Raw genomic sequence first — 25,707 nt, 5'->3', positions numbered from 1 at the left:
CGTTCTCAAAAGGTCTTGCCAGTCATCTCAGCCGCCGGGCGCCGCCGTCCCGTCGTCGCCGAGATCGCCGTAATCGGTGGTGACGTGGTCCTTGCGGGCGAAACGCCCGGAGACCCACTCGTACGAGACCACTTCCTCGCTGGACGGGTTCGACAGCGCGTCGTCCTGGGCGTACACCTGCTGTGTCACCACAAGGTAGCCGCGATCGATCTCGGCGTAGACCGGAGGCTCCTCGGACTTGAACACATTGCGGTACGAGCCGTCCTTCTCGCGGTACACGTACGACGCCACGCCGACCCCGTCGCCGCAGGACAGCACATTGACCACGATGTCGTCCGCGGGCCCGCCGGTGAGGTCGCCGTACGACACGTCGATGGGGTAGTCGTCGGACACGCACGGCGTCAGCTCACGCTTGACCTGGGTGGAGACCACGGGGTCCGCCTTGACCAGCCGTACGGCCTCCTTGCGGTCCGGGACCGGCGAGGGCGTGGGCGAGGCCGACTTCGATACGGCCGAGCCACCCGCCGCGTCGGCGTGCGCGGGCCCTTCGTCGCGGGCGCCGGTGCCGCCGGTGCCGCAGGCGGAGGCGAAAAGGGCGAGGGCGACGACCACGGCCATCGCCGTGAACGCCGCCTGGAGGTTCCCCCGGACCCGGACGGATCCGGGCCCGGACCCTGGGGCTCCCGGATCCTCGTCCGTGCCCCTGTCACCCGTGTCCGTGTGCCCGGTGCCGCCCGTCGTCGTGCCTAGGCCGCGCAACGCTCCCGCTCCTCACGCTCCAGCGCGCGTGCGTCCAGATCGCGGCTCTCCAGCTCCTCGCGGAGCCGGGCGAGCGCCCGGTGCAGCGTGCTCTTGACCGTTCCGGCCGACATGCCGAGGGCCGCGGCCGTCTCCTCCGTGGACATCTGCTCCCAGTGTCGCAGGACCACGACGCTGCGTTGCTTGGGTGCCAGAACCTTCATGATGTCCATCAGCAGGGCGCGGTCCGCGTGCTGCTCGGTGGAGTCGTCGACCGAGGCGTCCGGGAGCTGCTCGGTGGGCACTTCCTCCAGCTTGCGCGCCCGCCACCACTCGGTCCGCGTGTTGATCATGACGCGGCGCAGGTAGGCGTCCGCGAGCCGCTTGTCCGCGATGCCGTCCCAGCGGTGGTACGTGCGCACCAGCGCGGTCTGGAGGAGGTCCTGGGCGTCGACCGGGTCCGGGACCAGCCGGCGGGCGCTGCGCAGCAGCGCGTCCTGCCGGGTGCGGACGTACTCCTCGAACTCGAGCACCTCTCCCTGCGCCATGTTGACCGCCTCCCGATTCCCCGTCCCCGGACGGCTCTTCCGCCGCCGGTGCCACTGCCTGTGGTTCGTAGTCGTCCCCGCCTGTCGGGTACGGAAATGAAGCTACGGAGGCGTTGTCACGGGGCTGTCCGAAGCAGCCTTCGGCTAGCGCTCGGCTGTCCGTCGGTTATGTAACGGAATCAGGAAACGGACAAAACGGCGGGAGAGTTGGGGTTGGTATGTCGGGATTTGGTCGTTCTGTGGCCATGCGGAGGCTGTGTATCGAGTGTTGCGAAGGGGTCGGGGCTGTGATCTGACTGTGCGTCAGCTCAACGGCAGCCGGTACATCCCGCCCGGCAGCGGCTCGACCAGTCCGTCGGACACGAGGCCGTCCAGGGCGCGGGCGCGCTGCACCGGCTCGTGCCACACCCGGTCCAGTGCCGTCTGCGGGACGGGCACATGGGCGTCGCGCAGTACGGCCAGCAGCTTGCCGCGCACCTGACGGTCGGTCCCGGCGTACGTCTGCCCGCGCCGCGGCGGCCCGTCGTGCTCCGGCTTCCCCGCCAGCTGCCAGGCGCACTGCGCCGAGATCGGGCAGCGATGGCAGGACTCGTTCTTCGCGGTGCACACCAGCGCGCCGAGCTCCATCGAGGCGGCGGCCCAGCGGGCGGCGGTGCCCTCGTCGTCGGGGAGCAGGGCGCGGGCGAGCTTGCGCTCGGCGGCGGTGGTGGCGTTCGGCGGGTACTGCACACCCGTGACGGCACGGGCGAACACACGTCGGACGTTGGTGTCGAGCACGGGATGCCGCTGGCCGTACGCGAACGACGCGACCGCCGCCGCGGTGTACTCCCCGATGCCGGGCAGCGCGAGGAGCTGGGCGTGCTCCGCCGGTACGTCCCCGCCGTGCCGTTCCGCTATGGCGACGGCGGCACCGTGCAGCCGCAGCGCGCGGCGCGGATAGCCGAGCCGGCCCCAGGCGCGAACCGCCTCGCCGGGGGCCTCCTTCGCGAGGTCGGCGGGGCGGGGCCAGCGGGCCAGCCACTGCTCGTAGACCGGCAGGACGCGGTTCACCGGCGTCTGCTGGAGCATGAACTCACTGACCATCACTCCCCAGGCGCCGGCCTCGGGACGCCGCCAGGGGAGGTCACGGGCGTTCTCGTCGAACCAGTCGATGACACTGCTGTGCAGCGGCCGGCCGAGGGAGCCGTCGGAGTTGGCGTCGGGGTGGGTGTGCGGGGGCTTCGTGGGCGCAGTCATGGCTTCCCGATCCTGCCATGTCGGGGGCGGCGGGGTGGGTAGGCGGCGGTGCCGGTGCGTTGGTGGCCGTGGGGCGGGGCGGCTTCCGGCCTCTCCGGAACCCCCTGACGATCGGCAGCAGTCGTACCCCGACCCCTGCTTGTAGCGTCGTCCGGATGGAACGTCCTCGCATATGGCGGGCCTGTCTGCTCTGGGCCGTCCTCGTGCTGCCCGCGCTCACGGCCGACCCGCTGGGGCTGAACGAACCGCGTGCCGTGTGGCGGCAACTCGCCGGGCTCGTCGTGATCGCCGTCGCGGTCGCCCTGGCCCGGCGGCAGCCCCTGGTCGCCTTCGTGTCGACGGCCGTACTGAGCCTCGCCGCCGCCCCCGCGATGTTCACCGTCTCCTACGGCCCGGCGCTCGGCACCTTCGCGCTGCTGCTCGGGCTGCGCGGGGCGCGGGTGCGGCCGGCGGTGGCCGTCTTCGGGGGCGTCGGCCTCCTGGGCACGGCGAGGATCGCGCTGTTCGGGGTCGATCCGGCGCCGGAGTGGGTGGTGCTGACCGGCACGCTGCTGTTCGGCTGTGTCTTCCCATGGCTCGGCGGCCGCTACTGGCGCCAGAGCCGCCGGCTGGCCGAGGCCGGCTGGAGCAGGGCGGCGCGGCTGGAGGGCGAGCAGCGCCTCGCCGAGGAGCGGGCCCGGCTGCGCGAACGGGCCCGGATCGCACAGGACATGCACGACTCGCTGGGCCATGAGCTGAGCCTGATCGCCCTGCGCGCGGGCGCCCTCCAGGTCGCCGCCGACCTCCCCGACCACCACCGCACCGCCGTCGCCGACCTGCGCGCGGCCGCCGCCGACGCCACCGACCGGCTGCACCGCATCATCGGCGTCCTGCGCGAGGAGGACGAACCGGCCTCCCTGACTCCGGCGGGCGAAACGGTCGAGCAACTCATCGCCCGAGCCGCCGAGTCGGGCCTGCCGGTCCGCTGGGAACGACCTGCCGACGCCACGGCGACACACGGCACGACTCCGGGCGACGCCGCGGAACGCGTCCTGTACCGGGTGGTGCGGGAGTCCCTGACCAACGCGGCACGGCATGCGCCAGGGGTGCAGGTGAGGGTGGGGGCTACGCGGGGGGTTGAGGGGGTGGTGGTGACGGTGACCAGTGGTGGTGGGGGGCCGGTGGTCGGTGGTGCGGCGGAAGCTGTGAGTGATGAGCAGGGGGCGGTGGCCGGTGATGTGGCGGACGTCGTGGGTCGTGGGCAGCAGGCGGTGGCCGGCGATGCGGCGGTTGTGATGAGCGATGCTCCGGGGCTGCCGGGTGACCGTGCAGTGGGCGTCGAGAAACGTGCGCGGAGGTCGGCAGGTGACGGCACGGCGGGCGGCGGCGTGCCGGTCACGGCTGCAAGTGATGGCGGGCCGGGCTCGACGTCCGCCCCCACGACCCCCCACACCACCCCGCTTCCCCACAGCCCCACCACCCCCTCCAGCGGCACCGGCCTCCAGTCCCTCCGCGTCGCCGTGGCCGCCGTCGGCGGTGGCTTCGAGGCCGGGCCCCATGGAGACGGCTTCCGTGTCCGGGCGTACGTCCCCGCGCAGCCCTTCGCCCCCGGCCCGCCGCCGGCCCCGTACGCCCCCTTCACCCGCGCCCGTCGTCGAGTGGTCGTCGCCCTCGCGGGTGCCCTCGGCGCGGGGGTCATGCTCGTCGGTGGGGCGTTCGTCTGGTACGCGTACACCGAGACGCACTCGGTGCTGTCGCCCGCCGCATACGCCGAACTGCGTCTCGGGGCGTCGGCCGGTGACATCGCGCGGGTCCTTCCGGAGCGCACCGTGCGCGACGCGCCCGTGGACCGCGCACCCGGGCCACCCCCGCCCCAGAGCGACTGCCGCTACTACCGTGCGAGCGGCGAACTCCTCGTCTCCGTCGACCACTTCAGGCTCTGCTTCGACAACAAGGCGCGGCTCGTCGCCAAGGACGTGATCCCTCGGGCCGGTCTCTCCCAACGCCCCTCCACGGACGAGGAGTTCGTACGGTGATCCGCGTACTGCTGGCCGACGACGAGGCGATGGTCCGGGCCGGTGTGCGCGCCATCCTGACCAGCGGCGGTGAGATCGACGTCGTCGCGGAGGCCGGTGACGGGCGTGCGGCCGTCGAGCTCACGCGGGCGCACCGGCCGGACGTGGCCCTGCTGGACATCCGTATGCCACGGCTCGACGGACTCGCCGCGGCCGAGGAGATCGTACGGACCGCCCCCGGCACGGCCGTCGCGATGCTCACCACCTTCTCCGAACACGCTTACGTGGCCCGCGCCCTCGGCGGTGGCGCCACCGGCTTCCTGTTGAAGTCCGGCGATCCGTACGAACTCATCGCGGGCGTACGGGCGGTGGCGGGCGGCGCGGCCTTCCTGTCGCCGAAGGTGGCCCGGTACGTCATCGACGGCCTGGGCGGCAGCGACGGCCGCCTCGGCCGTGAGGCCACCGCACGCGCACGCGTGGCCGCGCTCAGCCCGCGCGAGCGCGAGGTGCTCGGACTCGTCGGCGCGGGCCTGTCCAACCCGGAGATCGCCGCCCGGCTGCACCTCGTCGAGGGCACGGTGAAGGCGTATGTGAGCGCGGTGCTCGACCGGTTGGCCGTGCGCAACCGCGTACAGGCGGCGATCGTGGCGTACGAGGCGGGGCTGGTGGAGCAGCCGTAGGGCTCGGCCCGTCAGGACGGCCCGCCCGGCCCCGTGAACCACCGTGCGGAAGGCGCCGACGAGGCCCGCATCGCCTGCGCCAGCCGGATCGCCGGACGGGTGCCGAGCCGTACGGCGGCCGTCGCGACGATCGCGCCGAGGAGCAGGCCCGCCACGACGTCATGCGGATAGTGGACCCCGACGAAGACGCGGGAGAAGGCCATCAGGAGCGCGAGCGGTGCCGTCAGCAGGATGAGCGCGTGCCTGGTCAGGGCCAGGGCGATGGCCGCGGCGCCCGCGATGGCGGCGTGGTTGCTGGGGAAGGACCAGTCGCCGGGCGGCGGGCAGACGGAGAGGGAGGCGGTCGCGCCGGCCACCGCCCGGCACGGACGTTCCTCGGTGAAGCCGGACTTGAGCACCTCACTGCACACATACGCCACAGCCGTGGCCAGAGGTGCAAGGACCGCTATCGCGAACGCCCGCGTGGTGTCCCGTCTGGCTCGCCACCACACGGCGACGAACAGCGCGGCGAACAGGAGCAGTCCGGCCTCCGTCCATATCTCGGCCGTGTGCCGTACCCACGTTGGGGTGTGCCGGGCGAAGTCGGTGATGTCGCGGTAGAGCTCGGCGTCCTCGAAGTCCATGGTCACGGACCGTAGGCGGCGGCCCGAAACCGTCACACCCCGCGATCGACAGGTGTCACCCCTGACGGAAGACAGGGGGCGTGAGGCCTCCGGCGGGCGCTTTCCGGAATGATGATCCGGAAAAGTTGTCGTCCGAGGCGGCGGGTGGCGCAGGCTCACGCGCCGATCTCTCGTACAGTTTGCGCCGTGGGATCTCTGCGCAATCCGGTCGGGCCGCTTCCCTCCACCATCTACTGGCGTCGGAGGGCCGTACTGCTGTCCGTGGTCGCCCTGTTGGCGCTTCTGCTGACCTGGGTGCTCACCTCGGGCGGCGGAGGCGGCAAGAACAACGCGGGCGGGTCCGACGGCAAGAATCCCGCGCCCTCGACGATCACCCCGGGCCCCTCGGGCTCCGGTCCGGCGATCAGCCAAGCGCCGGGCGGCCGCGACGAGTCCACCGCGGGTGGCGACTCCGGCGGCGGGTCGGGGTCCGATGACGGCGACGGATCCGGGGACGGTACGTCCTCCGGCGGGTCGGAGGGCTCGGGCAGCGGCTCCGCGGGTGGCGGCGCGGGCGGCGGCGTCGGCGCGGACGACACGGTCGGTTCGGACTCCACGCTGCCCGACTGTGTCTCGGGCCAGATGAACCTGGCGGTGAGCAGCCTCCACAACGCGTACGAGCCCGGCGAGACGCCCGCCCTGCTGCTGAAGGCGACGAACTCCTCCACCTACGACTGCAAGGTCGATCTCGGCCCGAAGAACGCGGTGGTGACGATCACTCAGGCCGGCTCGGAGAACGCCCTGTGGTCCTCCGCCGACTGCCCCGAGGCCTCAGGCAGCCTGCGGTTCCGGGTGCCCGCCGGGGACAGCATCACCTACACCGTGAAGTGGGACCGCAAGGCCAGCGCCCCGCAGTGCGCGACGCCCGCCGCCGGGGCCGCGGGGCCGGGTACGTATCTGGTGGAGGCGAGGACGCCGGGCTTCGGGACGGCGCAGACGTCGTTCGTGCTGGAGAACGACTAGCGGCGCCGCGCACCTCCGCACCCGGCCGTCGACTCAGACGTACCGCTCCAGAATCGAACTCTCCGCCAGCCGCGACAGCCCCTCACGCACGCTCCGCGCCCGCGCCTCGCCGACGCCGTCCACCGTCTGGAGGTCGTCCACGCTGGCGGCGAGCAGCTTCTGCAGCCCGCCGAAGTGCTCCACCAGGCGGTCGATGATCGCTCCCGGCAGCCTCGGCACCTTCGCCAGCAGCCGGTAGCCGCGCGGGGACACCGCGGAGTCCAGTGCCTCCGGCGATCCCGTGTAACCCAACGCCCGTGCCACCGTGGGCAGTTCGAGCAGCTCGGCGTGGGTGAGGGCGTCCAGCTCGTAGAGCGCCTCGTCGACGGTGCGGGAGCGCTTGGCGGTCGGCTCGGGGACGTAGTCACGCACCACGAGCTCGCGCTCGGGCTCCACGCCCGCGATCAACTCGTCCAGCTGGAGGGCGAGAAGACGGCCGTCGGTGCCCAGCTCCACCACATACTCGGCGATCTCGGTCGCGATGCGCCGGACCATCTCCAGGCGCTGCGCCACCGCCGAGACGTCGCGGACCGTCACCAGGTCCTCGATCTCCAGCGCTGACAACGTTCCCGCGACCTCGTCCAGGCGGAGCTTGTAGCGCTCCAGGGTCGCCAGGGCCTGGTTGGCGCGGGAGAGGATCGCCGCCGAGTCCTCCAGGACGCGGCGCTGACCGTCGACGTAGAGCGCGATCAGCCGCATCGACTGGGAGACCGAGACGACGGGGAAGCCGACCTGCTTGCTGACCCGGTCCGCCGTACGGTGCCGGGTGCCCGTCTCCTCCGTGGGGATCGTCGCGTCCGGTACGAACTGCACACCCGCGCGCAGGATCTTCGACAGGTCGGACGACAGGACGATGCCGCCGTCGAGCTTGCACAGCTCACGCAGCCGCGTCGCCGTGAACTCGACATCCAGGACGAATCCACCCGTGCACATCGTCTCGACGGTCTTGTCGAAGCCCAGCACGATGAGCCCGCCGGTGTTGCCCCTCAGGACGCGTTCGAGCCCGTCACGCAGGCCCGTGCCGGGAGCCACCGCGCTCAGTGAGGCGCGCATCAGGCCATCGGCACCGGAACTCCCGCCGGACTTTCCGGGAGCTGCCGCCCGGTCGTTGGCTGCCACTGCACTCCTCCGGTCGCAGGTTCTTCTGGCGCTCCCGTTTCGCACATTCGGTTCGTACGCACGGGCGAGACCAGGGCAAAGTCTACCGGCGGTCCTCCTCGTCCCGTGGGGCCTCTCGCCGACGCGAGCGCGGAAGGACCCGGAGCGCGTCTCCTATGTCGGCCACTTCCAGCACCTTCATGCCGGTAGGGATCTTGCCCGGGTCGCCCGGTACGAGGGCGTGCGTGAAGCCCAGCCGGTGCGCTTCGGCCAGTCTGCGCTGTACGCCGGTGACCCGTCTGACCTCGCCCGCGAGGCCCACCTCACCGATCGCGACGAGGTTCTTGGGGAGAGGTGTGTCACTCGCCGCGGAGGCCAGCGCGAGGGCGACGGCGAGGTCCGCCGCGGGCTCCGAGAGCTTCACCCCGCCGACCGTCGCGGAGTAGATGTCCCGCTTGCCGAGCGCGCTGATCCGGCCGCGCTGCTCAAGGACGGCCAGCATCATCGAGACCCGCGAGGTCTCCAGACCGGACGTCGTACGGCGGGGGGAGGGGATCTGTGAGTCGACGGTGAGCGCCTGGACCTCGGCCACGAGGGGGCGGCGGCCCTCCAGGGTGACCGTCAGGCAGGTGCCCGGTACCGGTTCGTCACGACGGGTCAGGAAAAGTCCGCTTGGGTCGGCAAGGCCCGTGATGCCCTCGTCGTGCAGTTCGAAGCAGCCGACCTCGTCGGTCGCGCCGTAGCGGTTCTTGACGCCTCGCACGAGCCGCAGGCGCGCATGCCGGTCCCCTTCGAAGTGGAGGACGACGTCCACGAGGTGTTCCAGGAGGCGGGGTCCGGCGATGGCGCCGTCCTTGGTGACGTGTCCCACGAGGAGGGTGGACATGCCGCGCTCCTTGGAGGCGCGGATCAGCGCACCGGCCACCTCCCGGACCTGGGCCATGCCGCCGGGCGCCCCGTCGATCTCCGGGGAGGCCACCGTCTGTACCGAGTCCAGGATCAGCAGCGACGGCTTCACCGCGTCCAAGTGGCCGAGCACGGCCGACAGATCGGTCTCCGCCGCGAGATACAGATGGTCGTCGAGGGCGCCGATGCGGTCGGCGCGCAGCCGCACCTGGCTCGCCGACTCCTCGCCGGTGACATAGAGCGTGCGGTGCTCGTCGCTCGCCGACTTGGCCGCCACGTCCAGCAGCAGGGTGGACTTGCCGACGCCGGGCTCGCCCGCGAGGAGCGCGACGGCCCCGGGCACCAGTCCGCCGCCCAGGACGCGGTCCAGCTCGGGTACGCCGGTGGAGCGCGCGGTGGCCTGCCGCCCGTCGATCTGCCCGATCGGCACCGCGGACGACGTCACCCGGCCCGGTGCCGTCGTACGGACCGCGGGCGTGCCGTACTCCTCGACCGTCCCCCACGCCTGGCACTCGGGGCAGCGGCCGAGCCACTTGGCCGTCTGCCAGCCGCACTCGGTGCAGCGGTAGGACGGGCGGTCCTTCGTGGACTTGGTACGGGCAGCCATGCGATGAACCGTAGCCGAGCCCACTGACAACGCCGGGCCGCCGCCTGCCGGATGCCCCCGACTCGTCATGCACAGACCACGGAATCCCGGGTTCCTGTACCCCATTGAGGGATCGTTTCACCCGTATGGATTAAAACTGCTCAAGCGGGCAGAAGGGGCCACCTCAGGGCGCCTACGGTCCACGAATGATGAGCAGCACTCCGGAAACCTCGACCCGCACCGCAGGCGAGCATCGAGCGCACCGGGAGGCGCGTGATCGTGCGGCGGCGCGCACTCTGGCGCAGCGACCGCCCGCGCGCTACGAGCCTTATCTGGACGGGCTGTTCACCTACTGCCTGTCCGTCCTGTGCGACCACGACGCCGCGACCGCCGCCCTCGGCGACGTCCTCGCCCTCGCCGAGCGGCGCGGACAGCGCGTCCCCGAGGCCGCCGCGGACCGGCGCCCCTGGCTGTACGCGCTGGCCCGCTGGGCCTGTCTGCGCAAGCTGGCCGAGGCCAAGCAGAAACGTCAGGGCAGCGCGGGACACGCGGCCGGCCGGCACGGCGCGCACCGGGCGACGGGCACGCGGGACGCCAGGACGGAGGCCACCGAGACCCAGGAGCAGCGGCGCCGCGAACTCGCCCTGCTCGCCTGGCCGGAGGCCGCAGGCACCACCCCGGAGCAGCGCGAGGCCCTCGAACTCGCCGTACGCCACCACCTCGCCGCCCATGAGGTCGCCGCCGTCCTCGGCCTGGACCTCGCCACCGCGCGCGAACTGCTCGCCTCCGCCGCCTGCGAGGTCGAGCGCACCCGCGCGGCCCTCGCCGTCGTGGAGACCGGCGCCTGTCCGAGCGTCGCCCGGCTGACCGGCGACAACCAGGTCGTCCTCGGCACGGCCCTGCGCCGCGAACTCGTCCGGCACGTCGACGACTGCCCGCGCTGCCGCCGCACCGCCGAGCGCGCCATCCCCGGCCGGTGGCCCGGCGCGGCCGTCACCCCCGCCGAACTGCCCATCCTGGAGGCACCCCGCGCGGCCCTGCACATGGCCCTCGCACACCACCCACGCGCGCGTGGCGGAGCGGTACCGCGCTTCGACCGGCGCGGCTTCCCGATGGACCCGAAGGACCGCGCCGCCCGCAGGGACCGGCTACGCGCGCGTGCCGTCACCACGACCGTCGTCGCCACCGTCGTCGCCGCCCCGGTCCTCGCCCTGTGGGCCGCCTATCGCGGCACCCCCACCGCAGACGGCGTCGACGGCGGAGGCGGCGCGGCCACCGCGAGCGAGGCGCACGACCCCGCCGCCCTCGACGGCGAGGCCGCGGGCAGCGGCTACGAGAACGCCGGCAATGCCAGCACCCGCCCCGACGGCCGCTTCCGCGAGGGCCAGGGGACGGACGTCCTCGTGGAGGTCGTCAGCGTCAGCGGAGCGAGCGCCGGACAGCTCGACGTGTCGGCCGACAGCAGCGGCGACACCACGCTCGTCACCCTCACGGCGACGGGGCGCACGCCGGTGCGCTGGTCGGCGAGCACCGGAGCGCACTGGCTGTATCTGAGCCGGTCGGCGGGAACGCTGGCGCCCGGCGAGTCGTTGACGATCAAGGTGTACGTCGACCAGCTGCGCGAGCCGTCCGGCTACTGGAGCGCGCGGGTGGCGATCGCGCCCACCGGTTCCGTCGTCACCATCGAGGGCTACGGCACCGCCCCCAGCCCCTCCGACCCGGGCCAGGGCCCCGGCAGCCCCGTCCCCAGCGATCCGACGGACCCCGGGACCCCGAGCGAGCCGCCGCCCTCGTCCTCCGACCCCGACCCGACACCGACGACGCCGGACCCGACCCCGTCCGACCCGACACCGAGCGAGCCACCGCCCTCGTCGTCCGACCCGACGCCGACCGACCCGTCCGATCCGTCCAGCCCCTCCGACCCCTCCAGCCCTTCCGACCCGACGGATTCGACTCCGCCGCCCAGCGGGAGCGGGGAGCCGAGCCCGTCCGGGCCCTAGGCGATCGGGTGGCCGGCGTTGTCCGTCAGTCGACCGGGTCCGCCGGATGCGGTGCCAGCAGCGGCAGCTGCGACGCCAGCCGCTCCTCGCACAGCTCGACCAGACGGTCGTAGCCCGCCTTGCCCATCAGCTCGATCAGCTCCGGCCGATAGGACACGTACACCGGGTCGCCCGCGCCGTGCGCCGAGGTCGCCGAGGTGCACCACCAGTGCAGGTCATGGCCGCCCGGACCCCAGCCGCGGCGGTCGTACTCGCCGATCGAGACCTGGAGCACCCGGGTGTCGTCGGGCCGGTCGATCCAGTCGTACGTCCGCCGGACCGGCAGCTGCCAGCACACGTCCGGCTTGGTCTCCAGCGGCTCGCGGCCCTCCTTCAGGGCCAGGATGTGCAGCGAGCAGCCCGCGCCGCCCGGGAAGCCGGGGCGGTTCTGGAAGATGCACGAGCCGTTGAAGGGGCGGGTCTGGCGGTCGCCGTCCTCGTCCTCCGAGATCCAGCCGTGCTCCATGCCCTCGTCGTGGTGCTGCCAGATCTCCGGCGTGAGTCTCGCCACATGCCCGGCCACGCGTTTCTCGTCGTCCTCGTCCGAGAAATGGGCGCCCAGAGTGCAGCAGCCGTCGTCCGCGCGGCCCGCCTGGATGCCCTGGCAGCCGCTGCCGAAGATGCAGTTCCAACGGGAGGTCAGCCATGTCAGATCGCAGCGGAAGACCTGCTCGTCGTCCGCCGGATCAGGGAACTCCACCCATGCGCGCGCGAAGTCGAGGCCCTTCTCGTCCGGGACCCCGTTCGGGGCCTGGTCCGGCACCGGGGAGTCCGTCTTGGACTTCTTCGACTTCATGGCTGCCTTCGCCTGCGAAGAACCCTTGCCGGATTTGGCCGCCTTGTCGTTCTTCGCCTTTTTCGTCTTTGGCACGGGACCAGGGTACGGCGTCCGCACCTGCGACTTCGAGGACGGAGGATCGCCCTGGTGGCAGTAGCGTTCCGTACATGAGACTCGGTGTCCTCGACGTGGGATCTAACACGGTGCATCTGCTGGTGGTGGATGCGCATCCTGGCGCGCGCCCGCTGCCCGCGCATTCGCACAAGGTGGAGCTGCGCCTTGCCCAACTGCTCGACGACAGCGGGGCCATCGGTCCCGACGGCGTCGAGCAGCTGATCGGCGTCGTCAAGGAGGCGCTGCAGGCGGCCGAGGACAAGGGCGTCGAGGAAGTGCTGCCGTTCGCGACGTCCGCGGTGCGCGAGGCGAGCAACGCCGATGACGTCCTCGCGCGCGTGCAGGACGAGACCGGGGTCGAGCTGCAGGTCCTCACCGGCGCGGAAGAGGCCCGGTGGACGTTCCTCGCGGCTCGGCGCTGGTTCGGCTGGTCCGCCGGGAAGCTGCTGGTGCTGGACATCGGCGGCGGCTCCCTGGAGATCGCGTACGGCATCGACGAGGAGCCGGACGCGGCGGTGTCGCTGCCGCTGGGGGCAGGGCGCCTGACGGCCGGCTGGCTGCCGGGGGATCCGCCGGACCCCGAGGACATACGGGCGCTGCGGCGGCATGTGCGGGCACAGATCGCCCGTACGGTCGGTGAATTCAGCCGGTTCGGGGCGCCGGACCATGTCGTGGCCACGTCGAAGACGTTCAAGCAGCTGGCCCGCATCGCCGGCGCCGCACGTTCGGCCGAGGGCCTCTACACGCAGCGCGAGCTCAAGCGCGAGTCCCTGGAGGCATGGGTCCCGCGGCTGGCCGGCATGACCACGGCACAGCGCGCGGAACTGCCCGGGGTCTCCGAGGGACGCGCCGGACAGCTGCTGGCGGGCGCGCTGGTGGCCGAGGGCGCGATGGACCTGTTCGGCGTGGAGACGCTGGAGGTGTGTCCCTGGGCGCTGCGGGAGGGCGTGATCCTGCGGAAGCTGGATCAGCTGACGGTGGGGTGACGGTCGCCGCCGGCGGCCGGGCCCTCTTGCCGACGCCCGACGCCCGACGCCCGACGCCGACACCCGGCACCCGCGTGAACCCCGCCACACCCCCACCCCCCACGCTCCCCGTCCGCCCACCCCGCATACCCCCAGTTCGCACAGCTGGCCGGTACTGAGCCCTCCCCGCGGCGGTGTGGTCATCGGTTCCCCCGGCCTCCCTACCGCCCCGTACTCTGTCCCTCGTGGCAGAACCAGTGGTGCGCATCCCGGATGCGAAGGTCGCCCTGTCGACGGCCTCCGTCTATCCGGAGTCGACGGCGACGGCCTTCGAGATCGCCGCGCGCCTCGGGTACGACGGCGTCGAGGTCATGGTGTGGACCGACCCGGTCAGCCAGGACATGGAGGCGCTGCGGCGGCTCAGCGACTACCACCGGATCCCGATCCTCGCCATCCACGCGCCCTGTCTGCTGATCACGCAGCGCGTCTGGTCGACGGACCCGTGGACCAAGCTCCAGCGCGCCCAGGCCGCCGCCGAGAAGCTGGGGGCCTCCACGGTCGTCGTACACCCGCCGTTCCGCTGGCAGCGCCAGTACGCCCGGGACTTCGTCGCCGGCATCTGGCGCATGGCGAACGAGACGGATGTGCGGTTCGCCGTAGAGAACATGTACCCCTGGCGATACCGCGACCGGGAGATGCTCGCCTACGCCCCCGACTGGGATGTGACGAAGGACGACTACCGGCACTTCACGATCGATCTCAGCCATACGGCGACCGCCCGCGCGGACGCCGTCCAGATGATCGACCGGATGGGGGACCGGCTCGGGCATGTGCACCTCGCGGACGGGCGCGGATCGGCGAAGGACGAGCACCTCGTCCCGGGCCGTGGCACCCAGCCCTGCGCCGAGGTGCTGGAGCGGCTCGCGCTGAGCGGCTTCGACGGTCATGTCGTCATCGAGGTCAACACCCGCCGGGCGATGTCCAGCGCCGAACGCGAGGCCGACCTCGCCGAGGCCCTCGCCTTCACCCGGCTCCATCTGGCCTCGCCGGTCAAGGTGCCCCGGCCGTGACCGACACCTCAGCGGGCCGGCGCCGGGGACGGCCCCCGCGTACCGAATCCGCCGACACCCGCGACCGCATCCTGGACGCCGCCCGCGAGGAGTTCTCCGAGCGCGGCTACGAGAAGACCTCGGTGCGGGGCATCGCCAAGTCGGCCGGGGTGGACTCGGCTCTCGTGCACCACTACTTCGGCACCAAGGAGCAGGTCTTCGAGGCGGCCGTGGAGGTCGCCTTCGCCCCTGCCCTGAAGGTGCGGGACGCTGTGCTGGAAGGGCCCCTCGACGATGTCGGCGAGCGCATGACCCGCACCATCTTCGGGCTCTGGGAGAACCCGGTGACCCGTAGGCCGCTGCTCGCGATCGTCCGCTCCGCGGTCAACAACGACGCCGCGGCCGCCGTCTTCCGGCGGCTCGTCACCGCCCAGCTGATGCGCCGCATCGCCGGCGAGATCGACGCCCCCGACGCCCAGCTGCGCGCCGAGCTGGCCGCCGCGCAGCTCGTGGGCGTCGCGATGATGCGCTACGTCATCAAGATCGAGCCGATCGCGTCGGCGGACGTGGAGCAGATCATCACGCGCGTGGCGCCCGTCGTGCAGGGGCACCTCACCGGGTGGCAGCAGGCGGACTCCTGATCCGCGAGATATTCGTCCCGTATTCCGGACACCTCGTCCCGCCCACTGGATGACCGGCGTACGCTCGTTAGCAGTCAGAAGTCTCTGATCGCAGTCTGTGATGTCCCAGGCAGTCCCTGAAGGAGCGAGCGACGATGCCCGAGCTGAGGTCCCGCACAGTCACCCACGGCCGCAACATGGCGGGCGCCCGCGCCCTTATGCGCGCCTCCGGTGTACCCGGTGCGGACATCGGCCGGAAGCCGATCATCGCGGTGGCGAACTCCTTCACCGAGTTCGTGCCGGGCCACACCCACCTCCAGCCCGTCGGCCGGATCGTCAGCGAGGCGATCGTCGAGGCCGGCGGCATCCCGCGCGAGTTCAACACGATCGCCGTGGACGACGGCATCGCGATGGGCCACGGCGGCATGCTGTACAGCCTCCCGTCCCGCGACCTGATCGCGGACAGCGTGGAGTACATGGTCGAGGCGCACTGCGCCGACGCCCTGATCTGCATCTCCAACTGCGACAAGATCACCCCGGGCATGCTGAACGCCGCCCTGCGGCTCAACATCCCCACGGTCTTCGTCTCCGGCGGCCCGATGGAATCCGGCCGCGCCACCCTGGTCGACGGCACGGTCCGCACCCTCGACCTGGTCGACGCGATCTCCGACGCCGTGAACGACAAGATCTCGGACGAGGACATCCTCCGTATCGAGGAGAACGCCTGTCCGACCTGCGGCTCCTGCTCCGGCATGTTCACCGCCAACTCGATGAACTGCCTGACCGAGGCCATCGGCCTGTCCCTGCCCGGCAACGGCTCGGTCCTCGCCACGCACACGGCCCGCAAGGCCCTGTACGAGGACGCGGCCCGCACGGTCATGGACATCACCCGCCGCTACTACGACCAGGACGACGACACGGTCCTGCCGCGCAACGTCGCCACCTTCGCGGCGTTCGAGAACGCCATGGCCCTCGACATCGCCATGGGCGGCTCCACCAACACGATCCTGCACCTGCTGGCCGCCGCCCAGGAGGCGGGCGTCCCGTTCGGCCTGGAGCAGATCAACGAGGTCAGCCGCCGCGTGCCGTGCCTGGCGAAGGTGGCGCCCAACGTCGCCAAGGACCGCACGTACTACATGGAGGACGTCCACCGCGCCGGCGGCATCCCCGCCCTGCTGGGCGAACTGCACCGCGCGGGCCTGCTGAACGAGGACGTGCACGCCGTCCACAGCCCGTCCCTGGCGGACTGGCTGAAGACCTGGGACGTGCGCGGCGGGTCCCCCTCGCCGGAGGCCGTCGAGCTGTGGCACGCCGCCCCCGGCTGCGTCCGCTCCGCCGAGGCCTTCTCCCAGTCCGAGCGCTGGGCGGCGCTCGACGAGGACGCGGAGGGCGGCTGCATCCGCAGCGCCGAGCACGCCTACTCCAAGGACGGCGGCCTCGCGGTCCTCAAGGGCAACCTCGCCGTCGACGGCTGCGTGGTGAAGACCGCGGGCGTCGACGAGTCCATCTGGACCTTCGAGGGCCCCGCGGTCGTCTGCGAGTCGCAGGAAGAGGCCGTCGAGAAGATCCTCAACAAGCAGGTGACGGACGGTGATGTCGTCGTCATCCGCTACGAGGGCCCCAAGGGCGGCCCCGGTATGCAGGAGATGCTCTACCCGACGTCCTTCCTCAAGGGCCGCGGCCTCGGCAAGACCTGCGCCCTGATCACCGACGGCCGCTTCTCCGGCGGCACCTCCGGCCTGTCCATCGGCCATGCCTCCCCGGAGGCCGCGTCCGGCGGCACCATCGCGCTCGTCGAGGACGGCGACCGTATCCGCATCGACATCCCGAACCGCTCGATCGAGTTGCTCGTCGAGGATGCGGAACTCTCCCGCCGCGAGCAGGCGTTGAACGGGACGTACGCTCCGAAGAACCGCGAGCGCAAGGTGTCCGCCGCACTGCGCGCCTACGCGGCGATGGCGACCAGCGCCGACAAGGGCGCGGTGCGGGATGTGACCAAGCTGGGCTGACGCCCGTGGGGGCCCGGCCCCGCGCCGTCAGCCGGACGGCTCCGTCGTCACCAGGCCGCCGGATCCCGGCTGTCGACGGCGAAGACGGTGCCGTCCGGAGCGGCGGCGTAGACATGGCCGTCGGCGAGCAACGGCTCGGGCAGATAGGCGACCACACCGTCCGAGCCGCCGCCGAGCCGGGCCGGCGTCTGGCCCAGCAGCGTGCCGTCGCGGGCGTCCACGGCCAGCAGCCGGCCGTCGGGGGCGCTGACGTACACCCGGCGACCGTCGGTGACCGGCGACGACGTACGGTTCACGGCCGTCTCCAGGCTCCACAGCTGCTTGCCCGCCGCCATGTCGACGGCGACCAGCGAACCGCCGACAGCCCTGAGGTAGACCATGTTCCCGTGGACGGTGCCGGTCGTCTGCTGCAGCGGCAGGGGCAGCGTCACGCGCCGCGTGGACCCGTCGGCGGGGGAGTAGCGGACCACGGCCCGCGTGTCGCTGTAGGCCCCGTCGGCGGCGGTGAGGAAGAGCGACCCGCCCGACGCGCCGACGAGCTCCAGCGTCCCCTTCAGCCGTGCGTCCCAGCGCACCTCACCCGTGGCCGGGTCCACCCCGGTCACCCGGGTGCTCGCCCCGTCGTCGGAGCCCGTCGCCACATACGCCAGCGGATCCCCCGCGAACGACACGAAGTCCGGGTTCCCGTGCCCCGGCACCGACGCCTTCCACCTGGTCTCGCCCGAAGCGGCGTCCAGGCCTGTCACCGTGCCGTCGGCGCCGGTGACCAGCAGCATGCCCTTGGCGCTCGCCGACGCGTTGTACGCGGGCAGGTCCCGGTGCCAGCGCGCCTCGCCCGTGGCGGGATCGAGCGCCTGAAGCCGGCTGCCGGGCCCCGACGACGGCTGTACGAGGCCGCCCGCCACAGTCGGCGTTCCGCCCACGCGCGACGCGCCGAGGGGGTGCCGCCACAGCAGCCCGCCGTCCCGAGGATCGAGCGCGTAGACGAGCCCGGACTGCGCGCACAGCAGCTTCCCCGCGCCGTACGCACACTGGGGCGTGCCCTTCTTGGGCGCCGGTGCCGCCGACCACGCGCTGAACCCGGCCGACGCGGTGCTCGGCGTGCCGTTCTGCGGCGTCGGGCCGTCTGAGCCGAGGAGCTGCACCGAGGCCAGCGCGGCGATCGTGACGAGCCCGAGGGCACCGGCGCCGAGCGCCACCAGCCTGGCTCTGCGTCTGCCGGGCCGGGGGCGGGGCGCCTCGCCGCCCGCCAACTCCGGCTGCCCATCCGGTGCCTCGTCGCTCCCGTCGCCCGTACTGGTCCGCTGGGCCGGGATGAACGCCTGTGTGTCGTACGACGCCGACACCGACCGCAGATGCCGCATCAACTCGTCCGGCGTGGGCCGGTCCTCGGGCTCCTTGGCGAGGCAGCGCAGCACCAGCGGCGCGAGATTCGCCGGCAGCCCGGTCAGATCCGGCTCGTCATGCACGACCTGGTAGGCCACGACATACGGACTGTCCGAGTCGAACGGCCCCCGCCCCGTCGCCGCGTGCACCAGCACCGACCCGAGCGCGAAGATGTCGGCGGCCGGACCGACCTCCCGGGGCCGCCGGAACTGCTCCGGCGCCATGAACGGCGGCGTACCGATCAACTTCCCCGTCTCGGTCCGCAGTTCACTGTCCTTTGGCCGAGAAATACCGAAGTCGATGACCTTCGGCCCGTCCTCGGCCAGCAGCACATTGCTCGGCTTCAGATCCCGGTGCACCACGCCGACCCGGTGTATGTCCCGCAGCGCCTCGGCCAGCCCGGCCATCAGCCGCCGCAGCTGCGCCGGGTCCATCGGGCCATTCCGCTTCACCTGATCGGCAAGGGTCGGGCCGGGGATGAACAGCGTGGCCATCCAGGGCCGTTCGGCCTCCGGATCGGCGTCCACGACCGGAGCGGTGAACGCCCCGCTGACCTTCCTGGCCGCCCCCACCTCCTGCCGGAAACGCCCCCTGAACTCGGGATCCCTGGCGAACTCCGCATGCACGACCTTCACCGCGAGCTGCATCCCCGAGGTGCTCCGCGCCAGATGGACGACGCCCATGCCGCCCGAGCCCAGACGTTCCTCCAGGCGGTAGTGACCGGCGTACTCGGGAAGTTCCGCTTCAGCGCCCGCTCCGGCGTTCCGCTGTGGCGCCATGGGACCACCCCCGTGCTGTTCGTCGGCGCGCGCGACGCACGGAGCCTAGTCGATGACTCGTACGAGACAGAGACGGCTTGCTAGCCTCCATGTTCCCAACGCGCACATGTGTGCGTGGCGTGATTTAGGGGAATCAACGGGACCCCATGGCAGTCATGGGGATCAACGGGGGAGGAACGATCATGTCCGCAGATCGCGTCGAAGAGGTCGAAAGATCCGAGGAGTCCGGGGGCGCCTCGGCAGACACCGCGACAACCATGGCGGCAACAGCCACCATCCGCACCTACCCGGTCGCCCCGGGCCACCGCCTCAACGTCCGCCGAGGCCCCGGCACCCAGTACGCCATCGTCCGCGTCCTCCCCGAGGGCGCCCGCGTCCCGATCTTCTGCCAGACCCCGGGCACGTACGTGACCGGTCCCTACGGCACATCGAACATCTGGGACAACATCGACGACGGCGAGTTCGTCGCAGACGCGTACGTGAACACGGGCAGCGACGGTTACATCCGTCCCCGTTGCTCTTGAACCGAGGCGGGTTCCGGCTCGCCGGGGCCGGAACCCAGCCGGCCCCGGTTCGCCGGAACCCGTACTGAACCCGCGACCACGTCGGAGCGATAATCGACGAGTGAGCGAGAAGAACGGCACCCCGGCCCACCCCACCGGCTCCACGGGCCCCCGCCCCGAGCCCCTGCGCTTCTTCGGCACGACCTGGGTCGACCACGATCACGGTTACACCGCCCGCCGCATCGGCGTGGCCATCGGCTCCTTCGTCACCACCGCCGTCTCCTGCCTGGTCCTGCGCTTCGCCTACCAGGGCATCGAGATCGCCGCCATCGGCAGCTTCGTCACCGTCCTGGTCGTCGCGATGTTCGCGATCTGCAGCGCCCTCGCCTTCCGCCACACCTGGGACGGCTTCACCAAGCGCCCGGACCCCGACCGCCACGCCTCCCTCCGCGGCCTGCTGGCCATCGGCTTCGTCGGCTCACTCCTCGCCTACTTCTTCCGCTCCCTCACCGAGGCCCCCGGCGAGAAACTCCACCGCGAGGAATACGAGACGGCCCGCGAACAACACGAGAGCCGCACGACCCGCCGCACCGGAAACCCGGCGAAGAAGCGCCGCCGCCCCTAGGCGAACCACCTCTCCGCAAACTCGGTGCACCCCGCAGCGACCAGAGCCACCATGTCGGTATGACCGCCCCTTCCCACGCCGACCGCGCCAGCTCCTTCAACGCCGCCGCAGCCCAGTACGCCGCCAACCGCCCCTCCTACCCACCCGCCCTCTTCGACACGATCGAGGAACTGGCCGACCACCCCCTCACCGGCGCCCGCGTCATCGACATCGGCGCGGGCACCGGCATCGCCACCGCCCTCCTCAGCCGCCGCGGCGCCGACGTCCTGGCCGTGGAACCCGGCGAGGGCATGGCGGCCCAGTTCCGCAACGCCCACCCCGACATACCGATCGTCCGAGGCAACGGCAACGCCCTCCCCCTGGCCGACGCCTCCGCCGACTTCCTCACCTACGCCCAGGCCTGGCACTGGACCGACCCCACCCACTCGGTACCGGAAGCCCTCCGCGTCCTGCGCCCCGGCGGCGCACTGGCCCTGTGGTGGAACACCACCCCGCTGGACATCCCCTGGCACATCGAGCAGGCACGCCGCATCGAACGCCGATTCGGAGTCCACCCCGCCGTCGAACAGAACGGAAGCGGAGCCAAAGCCGCCCTCGCCGACCCGACCGGGAACCTCGACTTCACCCACCGCAAGGTCCGCTGGAGCCGCCGAGTCCCCATCGACACACACCTGGCCAACATCGGCAGCCACTCGATCTTCCTGGTCCACGGCACAGAGGCGAGCACCGCCTTCCTCACCGAGGAGAAGCGCCTCCTCCTCAACGCCTTCCCCGGCGGAATCATCGAAGAGACCTACGACGTCGACCTCCTCGTAGCCACCACCCCCTGACCTCCCTCGCTCTCACCCCCACCTCGCGCCTGCCCTCCACCCCGATCCGGGTAAGGGCGGGCGCTTCGCGTTACCCCCGACCCCGCGGGTACCCGCATCCCGCCCCCGGCCGTCCAGCCCGCCCGACGCTTGACGCCACAGCCCCGTCCGAGGATTATTCATCGCATGATGAATTATTCGTCCACCCGCTCAGACCCGCCGGAAACCCCCGACACCGCCGCCGCCATCCGAGCCGAATCCCTGAACGTCGTACGCGGCCCCCGCCAGGTACTCCGCGACCTCGAATTCACCGTCCCCCGCGGCCAGATCACCGGCCTGCTCGGCCCCTCCGGCTGCGGCAAGACGACCCTCATGCGAGCGATCGTCGGCACCCAGGCCAAGGTCACCGGCACCCTCGACGTCCTCGGCCGCCCCGCCGGCCACCCCACCCTGCGCACCCGCATCGGCTACGTCACCCAAGCCCCCTCCGTCTACGACGACCTGACGATTCGCCAGAACCTCGACTACTTCGCCGCGATCCTCGACCCCGGCCACACCGCCGCCGACCGACGCCACGAGAACGTCACCCGCGCCATCGCCGACGTCGACCTCACCAGCCACACCGACGCCCTGGCCGGCAACCTCTCCGGCGGCCAGCGCAGCCGCGTCTCCCTCGCGGTCGCCCTCCTCGGCACCCCCGAACTCCTCGTCCTGGACGAACCCACGGTCGGCCTCGACCCGGTCCTGCGCCGCGACCTGTGGAACCTCTTCCACGACATCGCCGCCTCCCGCGGCGCCACCCTCCTCATCTCCTCCCACGTCATGGACGAGGCCGAGCGCTGCCACCGCCTCCTCCTCATGCGCGAGGGCCAGATCCTCGCCGACGACACCCCCGACGCCCTCCGCACCCGCACCGGATCCGAGACGGTCGAGGCGGCCTTCCTGCACCTGGTCGACGAGGCGGTCGCGGCTGCCGCCCGCGCGAAGGAGACCACGCGATGACCACGACGACGAGCACGACCACCACGCCCCGGCCCGCCCCCACCGGCGCCCTGAGCCCCGCCCGCACGACCGCCACCGCGGCACGGGTCCTGCGCCAACTGCTCCACGACCCGCGCACCATCGCGCTTATGCTCCTCGTCCCCTGCGTGATGCTGTTCCTGCTGCGCTACGTCTTCGACGGCAGCCCACGCACCTTCGACAACATCGGCGCCTCCCTCCTCGGGATCTTCCCGCTGATCACGATGTTCCTGGTCACCTCCATCGCCACCCTGCGCGAACGCACCTCGGGCACCCTCGAACGCCTCCTCGCCATGCCCCTCGGCAAGGGCGACCTCATCGCCGGCTACGCCCTCGCCTTCGGCACCCTCGCGATCATCCAGTCCGCCCTGGCAACCGGACTCGCCCTCTGGTTCCTCGGCCTGGACGTCACCGGCAGCCCCTGGCTGCTCCTCCTCGTGGCCCTCCTCGACGCACTGCTCGGCACCGCGCTCGGTCTCTTCGTCTCGGCGTTCGCGGCCTCCGAATTCCAGGCCGTCCAGTTCATGCCGGCCGTGATCTTCACCCAGCTCCTCCTCTGCGGCCTGTTCACTCCCCGCGACAACATGCACCCCGCCCTCGAAGCCATCTCCAACGTCCTCCCCATGTCCTATGCGGTCGACGGCATGAACGAGGTCCTCAAGCACACCGACATGACCGCCAACTTCGTCCGCGACGCCCTGATCGTGGCCTGCTGCGCCCTGCTCGTCCTGGGCCTGGGCGCGGCGACCCTGCGACGCAGGACGGCATGACCACCACGGGACCGGGCCCGGCGTCGCCCGATCCGTCCGCCCACCGGACACGCCACCTCGAAGAGGAGCCCTCGGTGGGAGGATGAACCCGGACGACGCAACCCCCGGAGGGCACCCCAGCCATGACCCAGAAAGTCGCAGTCCTCGGCACCGGCAAGATCGGCGAAGCCCTGCTCAGCGGAATGATCCGCGGCGGCTGGGCCCCGGCCGACCTCCTGGTGACGGCCCGCCGCGCTGAACGAGCCGAAGACCTCCGCACCCGCTACGGAGTCACCCCGGTCACCAACGCGGAAGCCGCCAAGACGGCCGACACCCTCATCCTCACGGTCAAGCCGCAGGACATGGGCACCCTCCTGGACGAGCTCGCCCCGCACGTCCCCGCCGACCGCCTGGTCATCAGCGGAGCCGCAGGCATCCCCACCTCCTTCTTCGAGGACCGACTCGCCGCCGGCACCCCAGTCGTCCGCGTCATGACGAACACGCCCGCCCTCGTCGACGAGGCCATGTCCGTCATCTCCGCCGGCAGCCACGCCAGCGAAGCCGACCTCGCCCACGCCGAGGAGATCTTCGGCGCCGTGGGCAAGACACTCCGCGTCCCCGAGTCCCAGCAGGACGCCTGCACCGCCCTCTCCGGCTCCGGCCCGGCGTACTTCTTCTACCTGGTCGAAGCCATGACCGACGCCGGCATCCTCCTCGGCCTGCCCCGCGACAAGGCGCACGACCTGATCGTCCAGTCCGCGATCGGCGCCGCGACGATGCTCCGCGACAGCGGGGAACACCCCGTCAAGCTCCGCGAGAACGTGACGTCCCCCGCCGGCACCACCATCAACGCCATCCGCGAACTCGAGAACCACGGCGTACGAGCCGCCCTCATCGCCGCCCTCGAAGCCGCCCGCGACCGCAGCCGCGAACTGGCCTCCGGCACCAAGTGACCACCCGGCCGCCCCCTGCCCCAGGGGGCGGCCGATGCCTAGGCAGTCACCCCGATATCAGCGGTCGCCGGCACACTCGCTGCCGCCGGCAGCAACCCGATCGCCCGATAGGCCGCGTCCACGGTCGGCCGCGCCATCGCCCGAGCCCGCTCCGCACCATCCCGCAGCACCCCCTCCACATAGCCAGGATCCGCGCACAGCTCCCTGTGCCTCTCCTGCACGGGCCTGAGAACCTCGACCACGGCCTCCGCGGTGGCCGACTTCAAAGAGCCGTACGACTCATATACACCGCTCAGCTCCGATGGGTTCCCACCCGTACAGGCAGCCAGGATCTCCAGCAGATTCGCCACCCCCGGCTGAGCGTCCCGGTCGTACACGACCTCCCGCCCGCTGTCGGTCACGGCCCGCATGACCTTCTTCCGCACCACATCGGGCTCATCGAGCAGATAGACGATCCCCGGCCCGGAGTCATCGCTCTTGCCCATCTTCGAGCCCGGCTCCTGCAGATTCATGACCCGAGCCGCGACCTGCGGCGGCGTCGCCCGAGGCACCACGAACGTATGCCCGTACCGCTGGTTGAACCGCACCGCGAGATCCCGCGCGAGCTCCACATGCTGCGTCTGATCGTCCCCGACCGGCACCTGGTCCGTCCCGTATGCCAGGATGTCCGCCGCCATCAGCACGGGATACGTCAGCAGCGACAGCCGCACACTCCTCCCGCGCTCCCGCTCACGCGCCGCCTTCTCCTTGTACTGGATCATGCGCCGCATCTCGCCGTCCGTGGCCACGCACTCCAGCACATAGGACAGCCGCGCGTGCTCATCCACATGACTCTGCACGAACACGGTGCACAGCTCCGGATCCAGCCCCGACGCCAGCAACAACGTCGCCGCCTGCCGACTGAGCCTGCGCACCCGCGCCGGATCGTGGTCCACGGTCAACGCGTGCAGATCGACGATGCAGAACAGCGCGTCGGCCTGGTACTGATCCACATCAGCCCACCGCCGCATAGCCCCCAGGTAGTTCCCCAGCGTCAGATGCCCGGTCGGCTTGACCCCACTGAAGACCCGCGTCATCTCTACTCCACCTCCTGGTCGAGACCGCCGTCCCCGGCCGGCCGACCCTCTGGAGGGAGATACGAGAACGGCCGCCGAGGCGGCGGCCGTTGAGTGCATACGTAAGCGCGGCCGCCGTCAGGCGGCCCACCACAGTTGGGCGTACGTACGCGTCGTCATACGTCCCAGAGTACGCCCCCGGGGTGCCACACGGAGTGAAGTTGACACGCCCCGAGCCGAACCGTAGTGTTCTCCGAGTTGTCCGACGTGAGCGCCGACTCCGGTCGGTCCCCGGACAGCCACTCCGTAAGTCCCAACCACTATTCGACGACAGTCGATCTGTCTGCCGTCGTTTCATTGGCATGCGTATTTACGGAATGAGGAATCCGCGTTCGACAGAGCGCAGCCCCCGATTAGCTCGGGAGCGAGGAGTCCGCTAAAGTCTCACTCGTCGGAACGGCCCAAGGGACCGGGAAGACAAGCCCTACTGACTGGGAGTCAGGCCCGAAAGGATCTGATAAAGTCGGAACCGCCGGAAAGGGAAACGCGGAAGCGGGAACCTGGAAAGCGCCGAGGAAATCGGATCGGGAAACGGTCTGATAGAGTCGGAAACGCAAGACTGAAGGGAAACTGCCCGGAGGAAAGCCCGGAAGGGTGAGTACGAAGGAAGCGTCCGTTCCTTGAGAACTCAACAGCGTGCCAAAAGTCAACGCCAGATATATGTTGATACCCCGTCTCCGGCGTCTGCCGGGGCGAGGTTCCTTTGAAATAACACAGCGAGGACGCTGTGAACGGTCCGGGCTT

The 25,707-nt window shown here is 71.4% G+C and carries 23 protein-coding genes; 14 read left to right on the top strand and 9 right to left on the bottom strand.

The window, feature by feature from the left end; genetic code table 11:
• Window positions 1-27 precede the first annotated feature (27 nt).
• The 3 genes from IE325_RS38735 to IE325_RS38725 all read right to left on the bottom strand — a co-directional run bounded on the left by IE325_RS38735 (window position 28) and on the right by IE325_RS38725 (window position 2,522).
• A complete protein-coding gene (locus IE325_RS38735) occupies window positions 28-759 on the bottom strand; it encodes a hypothetical protein (protein WP_190074870.1) in 732 nt (243 codons plus the stop codon).
• Window positions 747-1,286, bottom strand: coding sequence for a SigE family RNA polymerase sigma factor (locus IE325_RS38730; RefSeq protein ID WP_003999062.1), 540 nt, complete (start codon window positions 1,284-1,286; stop codon window positions 747-749). The genes IE325_RS38735 and IE325_RS38730 overlap by 13 nt, the downstream gene beginning before the upstream one ends.
• Window positions 1,287-1,589: 303 nt before the next feature.
• Window positions 1,590-2,522: an HhH-GPD family protein gene (locus IE325_RS38725; RefSeq protein WP_190074869.1), complete on the bottom strand. Its 933-nt coding sequence runs from the start codon at window positions 2,520-2,522 to the stop codon at window positions 1,590-1,592.
• Window positions 2,523-2,677: 155 nt separating this feature from the next.
• Between IE325_RS38725 and IE325_RS38720 the strand changes: the two genes are divergently transcribed.
• Entirely contained in the window at window positions 2,678-4,537 is a 1,860-nt protein-coding gene (locus IE325_RS38720; RefSeq protein ID WP_190074868.1) for a sensor histidine kinase, read from the top strand.
• On the top strand, window positions 4,534-5,196 hold the full coding sequence (locus IE325_RS38715; protein ID WP_190074867.1) for a response regulator transcription factor: 663 nt from the start codon (window positions 4,534-4,536) through the stop codon (window positions 5,194-5,196). The genes IE325_RS38720 and IE325_RS38715 overlap by 4 nt, the downstream gene beginning before the upstream one ends.
• A gap of 11 nt (window positions 5,197-5,207) precedes the next feature.
• On the opposite strand, the gene IE325_RS38710 is transcribed toward IE325_RS38715, so the two are convergent.
• On the bottom strand, window positions 5,208-5,819 hold the full coding sequence (locus IE325_RS38710) for a phosphatase PAP2 family protein (RefSeq protein ID WP_190074866.1): 612 nt from the start codon (window positions 5,817-5,819) through the stop codon (window positions 5,208-5,210).
• A 186-nt stretch (window positions 5,820-6,005) separates the two neighbouring features.
• On the opposite strand from IE325_RS38710, the gene IE325_RS38705 reads away from it, so the two are divergent.
• Window positions 6,006-6,821, top strand: coding sequence for a hypothetical protein (locus IE325_RS38705; RefSeq protein ID WP_190074865.1), 816 nt, complete (start codon window positions 6,006-6,008; stop codon window positions 6,819-6,821).
• Between the two features lie 33 nt (window positions 6,822-6,854).
• Here the strand turns inward: IE325_RS38705 and disA are convergent, their stop codons facing one another.
• A complete protein-coding gene (disA, locus tag IE325_RS38700) occupies window positions 6,855-7,979 on the bottom strand; it encodes a DNA integrity scanning diadenylate cyclase DisA (RefSeq protein ID WP_190074864.1) in 1,125 nt (374 codons plus the stop codon).
• Between the two features lie 82 nt (window positions 7,980-8,061).
• A complete protein-coding gene (gene radA / locus IE325_RS38695) occupies window positions 8,062-9,471 on the bottom strand; it encodes a DNA repair protein RadA (protein ID WP_190074863.1) in 1,410 nt (469 codons plus the stop codon).
• A gap of 185 nt (window positions 9,472-9,656) precedes the next feature.
• On the opposite strand from radA, the gene IE325_RS38690 reads away from it, so the two are divergent.
• Window positions 9,657-11,450 (top strand): BACON domain-containing protein, encoded by a 1,794-nt coding sequence (locus IE325_RS38690; RefSeq protein WP_190074862.1) that lies wholly within the window; start codon window positions 9,657-9,659, stop codon window positions 11,448-11,450.
• A 25-nt stretch (window positions 11,451-11,475) separates the two neighbouring features.
• Here IE325_RS38690 and IE325_RS38685 read toward each other — a convergent pair whose 3' ends face one another.
• The gene (locus IE325_RS38685; RefSeq protein ID WP_190074861.1) at window positions 11,476-12,360 is read right to left on the bottom strand and encodes a DUF3109 family protein; all 885 of its coding nucleotides are present in this window, start codon (window positions 12,358-12,360) and stop codon (window positions 11,476-11,478) included.
• A 74-nt stretch (window positions 12,361-12,434) separates the two neighbouring features.
• On the opposite strand from IE325_RS38685, the gene IE325_RS38680 reads away from it, so the two are divergent.
• The 4 genes from IE325_RS38680 to ilvD all read left to right on the top strand — a co-directional run bounded on the left by IE325_RS38680 (window position 12,435) and on the right by ilvD (window position 17,024).
• Window positions 12,435-13,367, top strand: a complete 933-nt coding sequence (locus tag IE325_RS38680; RefSeq protein WP_190074860.1) for a Ppx/GppA family phosphatase — start codon at window positions 12,435-12,437, stop codon at window positions 13,365-13,367.
• A gap of 224 nt (window positions 13,368-13,591) precedes the next feature.
• On the top strand, window positions 13,592-14,416 hold the full coding sequence (locus IE325_RS38675) for a sugar phosphate isomerase/epimerase family protein (RefSeq protein ID WP_190074859.1): 825 nt from the start codon (window positions 13,592-13,594) through the stop codon (window positions 14,414-14,416).
• Window positions 14,413-15,036: a TetR/AcrR family transcriptional regulator gene (locus IE325_RS38670; protein WP_190074858.1), complete on the top strand. Its 624-nt coding sequence runs from the start codon at window positions 14,413-14,415 to the stop codon at window positions 15,034-15,036. The genes IE325_RS38675 and IE325_RS38670 overlap by 4 nt, the downstream gene beginning before the upstream one ends.
• Window positions 15,037-15,170: 134 nt before the next feature.
• The gene (gene ilvD / locus IE325_RS38665) at window positions 15,171-17,024 is read left to right on the top strand and encodes a dihydroxy-acid dehydratase (protein ID WP_190074857.1); all 1,854 of its coding nucleotides are present in this window, start codon (window positions 15,171-15,173) and stop codon (window positions 17,022-17,024) included.
• A 47-nt stretch (window positions 17,025-17,071) separates the two neighbouring features.
• Here the strand turns inward: ilvD and IE325_RS38660 are convergent, their stop codons facing one another.
• Window positions 17,072-19,189 carry a serine/threonine-protein kinase gene (locus tag IE325_RS38660; protein WP_190074856.1) on the bottom strand — a complete coding sequence of 706 codons (2,118 nt, stop codon included), beginning with the start codon at window positions 19,187-19,189 and terminating at the stop codon, window positions 17,072-17,074.
• 182 nt (window positions 19,190-19,371) lie between these two features.
• Between IE325_RS38660 and IE325_RS38655 the strand changes: the two genes are divergently transcribed.
• From IE325_RS38655 to proC, 6 genes are all read left to right on the top strand, one after another.
• The gene (locus tag IE325_RS38655; protein ID WP_190074855.1) at window positions 19,372-19,713 is read left to right on the top strand and encodes an SH3 domain-containing protein; all 342 of its coding nucleotides are present in this window, start codon (window positions 19,372-19,374) and stop codon (window positions 19,711-19,713) included.
• 100 nt (window positions 19,714-19,813) lie between these two features.
• Window positions 19,814-20,317: an EamA/RhaT family transporter gene (locus IE325_RS38650; RefSeq protein WP_190074854.1), complete on the top strand. Its 504-nt coding sequence runs from the start codon at window positions 19,814-19,816 to the stop codon at window positions 20,315-20,317.
• A 59-nt stretch (window positions 20,318-20,376) separates the two neighbouring features.
• Window positions 20,377-21,147, top strand: coding sequence for a class I SAM-dependent methyltransferase (locus IE325_RS38645; protein ID WP_190074853.1), 771 nt, complete (start codon window positions 20,377-20,379; stop codon window positions 21,145-21,147).
• 165 nt (window positions 21,148-21,312) lie between these two features.
• Window positions 21,313-22,128, top strand: coding sequence for an ABC transporter ATP-binding protein (locus IE325_RS38640; protein WP_190074852.1), 816 nt, complete (start codon window positions 21,313-21,315; stop codon window positions 22,126-22,128).
• Window positions 22,125-22,916, top strand: coding sequence for an ABC transporter permease (locus IE325_RS38635; protein WP_190074851.1), 792 nt, complete (start codon window positions 22,125-22,127; stop codon window positions 22,914-22,916). Before IE325_RS38640 ends, IE325_RS38635 begins: the two co-directional genes overlap by 4 nt.
• A gap of 122 nt (window positions 22,917-23,038) precedes the next feature.
• Window positions 23,039-23,848, top strand: a complete 810-nt coding sequence (proC, locus tag IE325_RS38630) for a pyrroline-5-carboxylate reductase (protein ID WP_190074850.1) — start codon at window positions 23,039-23,041, stop codon at window positions 23,846-23,848.
• Between the two features lie 38 nt (window positions 23,849-23,886).
• Here the strand turns inward: proC and trpS are convergent, their stop codons facing one another.
• Window positions 23,887-24,924: a tryptophan--tRNA ligase gene (gene trpS / locus IE325_RS38625; protein ID WP_190074849.1), complete on the bottom strand. Its 1,038-nt coding sequence runs from the start codon at window positions 24,922-24,924 to the stop codon at window positions 23,887-23,889.
• Window positions 24,925-25,707: the final 783 nt, after the last annotated feature.

Source organism: Streptomyces lanatus, assembly GCF_014655715.1.
GTDB lineage: Bacteria > Actinomycetota > Actinomycetes > Streptomycetales > Streptomycetaceae > Streptomyces > Streptomyces lanatus.
The sequence above is the reverse complement of the archived record's forward strand: the minus strand, read 5'-3'. Positions and strand labels throughout refer to the sequence as shown.

Coding starts and splice junctions, on each gene's coding strand:
- IE325_RS38690 (WP_190074862.1), top strand. CDS start 9,657: ATGATGAGCAGCACTCCGGAAACCTCGACCCGCACCGCAGGCGAGCAT.
- IE325_RS38725 (WP_190074869.1), bottom strand. CDS start 2,522: ATGACTGCGCCCACGAAGCCCCCGCACACCCACCCCGACGCCAACTCC.
- IE325_RS38635 (WP_190074851.1), top strand. CDS start 22,125: ATGACCACGACGACGAGCACGACCACCACGCCCCGGCCCGCCCCCACC.
- IE325_RS38640 (WP_190074852.1), top strand. CDS start 21,313: ATGATGAATTATTCGTCCACCCGCTCAGACCCGCCGGAAACCCCCGAC.
- proC (WP_190074850.1), top strand. CDS start 23,039: ATGACCCAGAAAGTCGCAGTCCTCGGCACCGGCAAGATCGGCGAAGCC.
- IE325_RS38680 (WP_190074860.1), top strand. CDS start 12,435: ATGAGACTCGGTGTCCTCGACGTGGGATCTAACACGGTGCATCTGCTG.
- ilvD (WP_190074857.1), top strand. CDS start 15,171: ATGCCCGAGCTGAGGTCCCGCACAGTCACCCACGGCCGCAACATGGCG.
- IE325_RS38710 (WP_190074866.1), bottom strand. CDS start 5,819: ATGGACTTCGAGGACGCCGAGCTCTACCGCGACATCACCGACTTCGCC.
- IE325_RS38730 (WP_003999062.1), bottom strand. CDS start 1,286: ATGGCGCAGGGAGAGGTGCTCGAGTTCGAGGAGTACGTCCGCACCCGG.
- trpS (WP_190074849.1), bottom strand. CDS start 24,924: ATGACGCGGGTCTTCAGTGGGGTCAAGCCGACCGGGCATCTGACGCTG.
- IE325_RS38645 (WP_190074853.1), top strand. CDS start 20,377: ATGACCGCCCCTTCCCACGCCGACCGCGCCAGCTCCTTCAACGCCGCC.
- radA (WP_190074863.1), bottom strand. CDS start 9,471: ATGGCTGCCCGTACCAAGTCCACGAAGGACCGCCCGTCCTACCGCTGC.
- IE325_RS38655 (WP_190074855.1), top strand. CDS start 19,372: ATGTCCGCAGATCGCGTCGAAGAGGTCGAAAGATCCGAGGAGTCCGGG.
- IE325_RS38720 (WP_190074868.1), top strand. CDS start 2,678: ATGGAACGTCCTCGCATATGGCGGGCCTGTCTGCTCTGGGCCGTCCTC.
- IE325_RS38660 (WP_190074856.1), bottom strand. CDS start 19,189: ATGGCGCCACAGCGGAACGCCGGAGCGGGCGCTGAAGCGGAACTTCCC.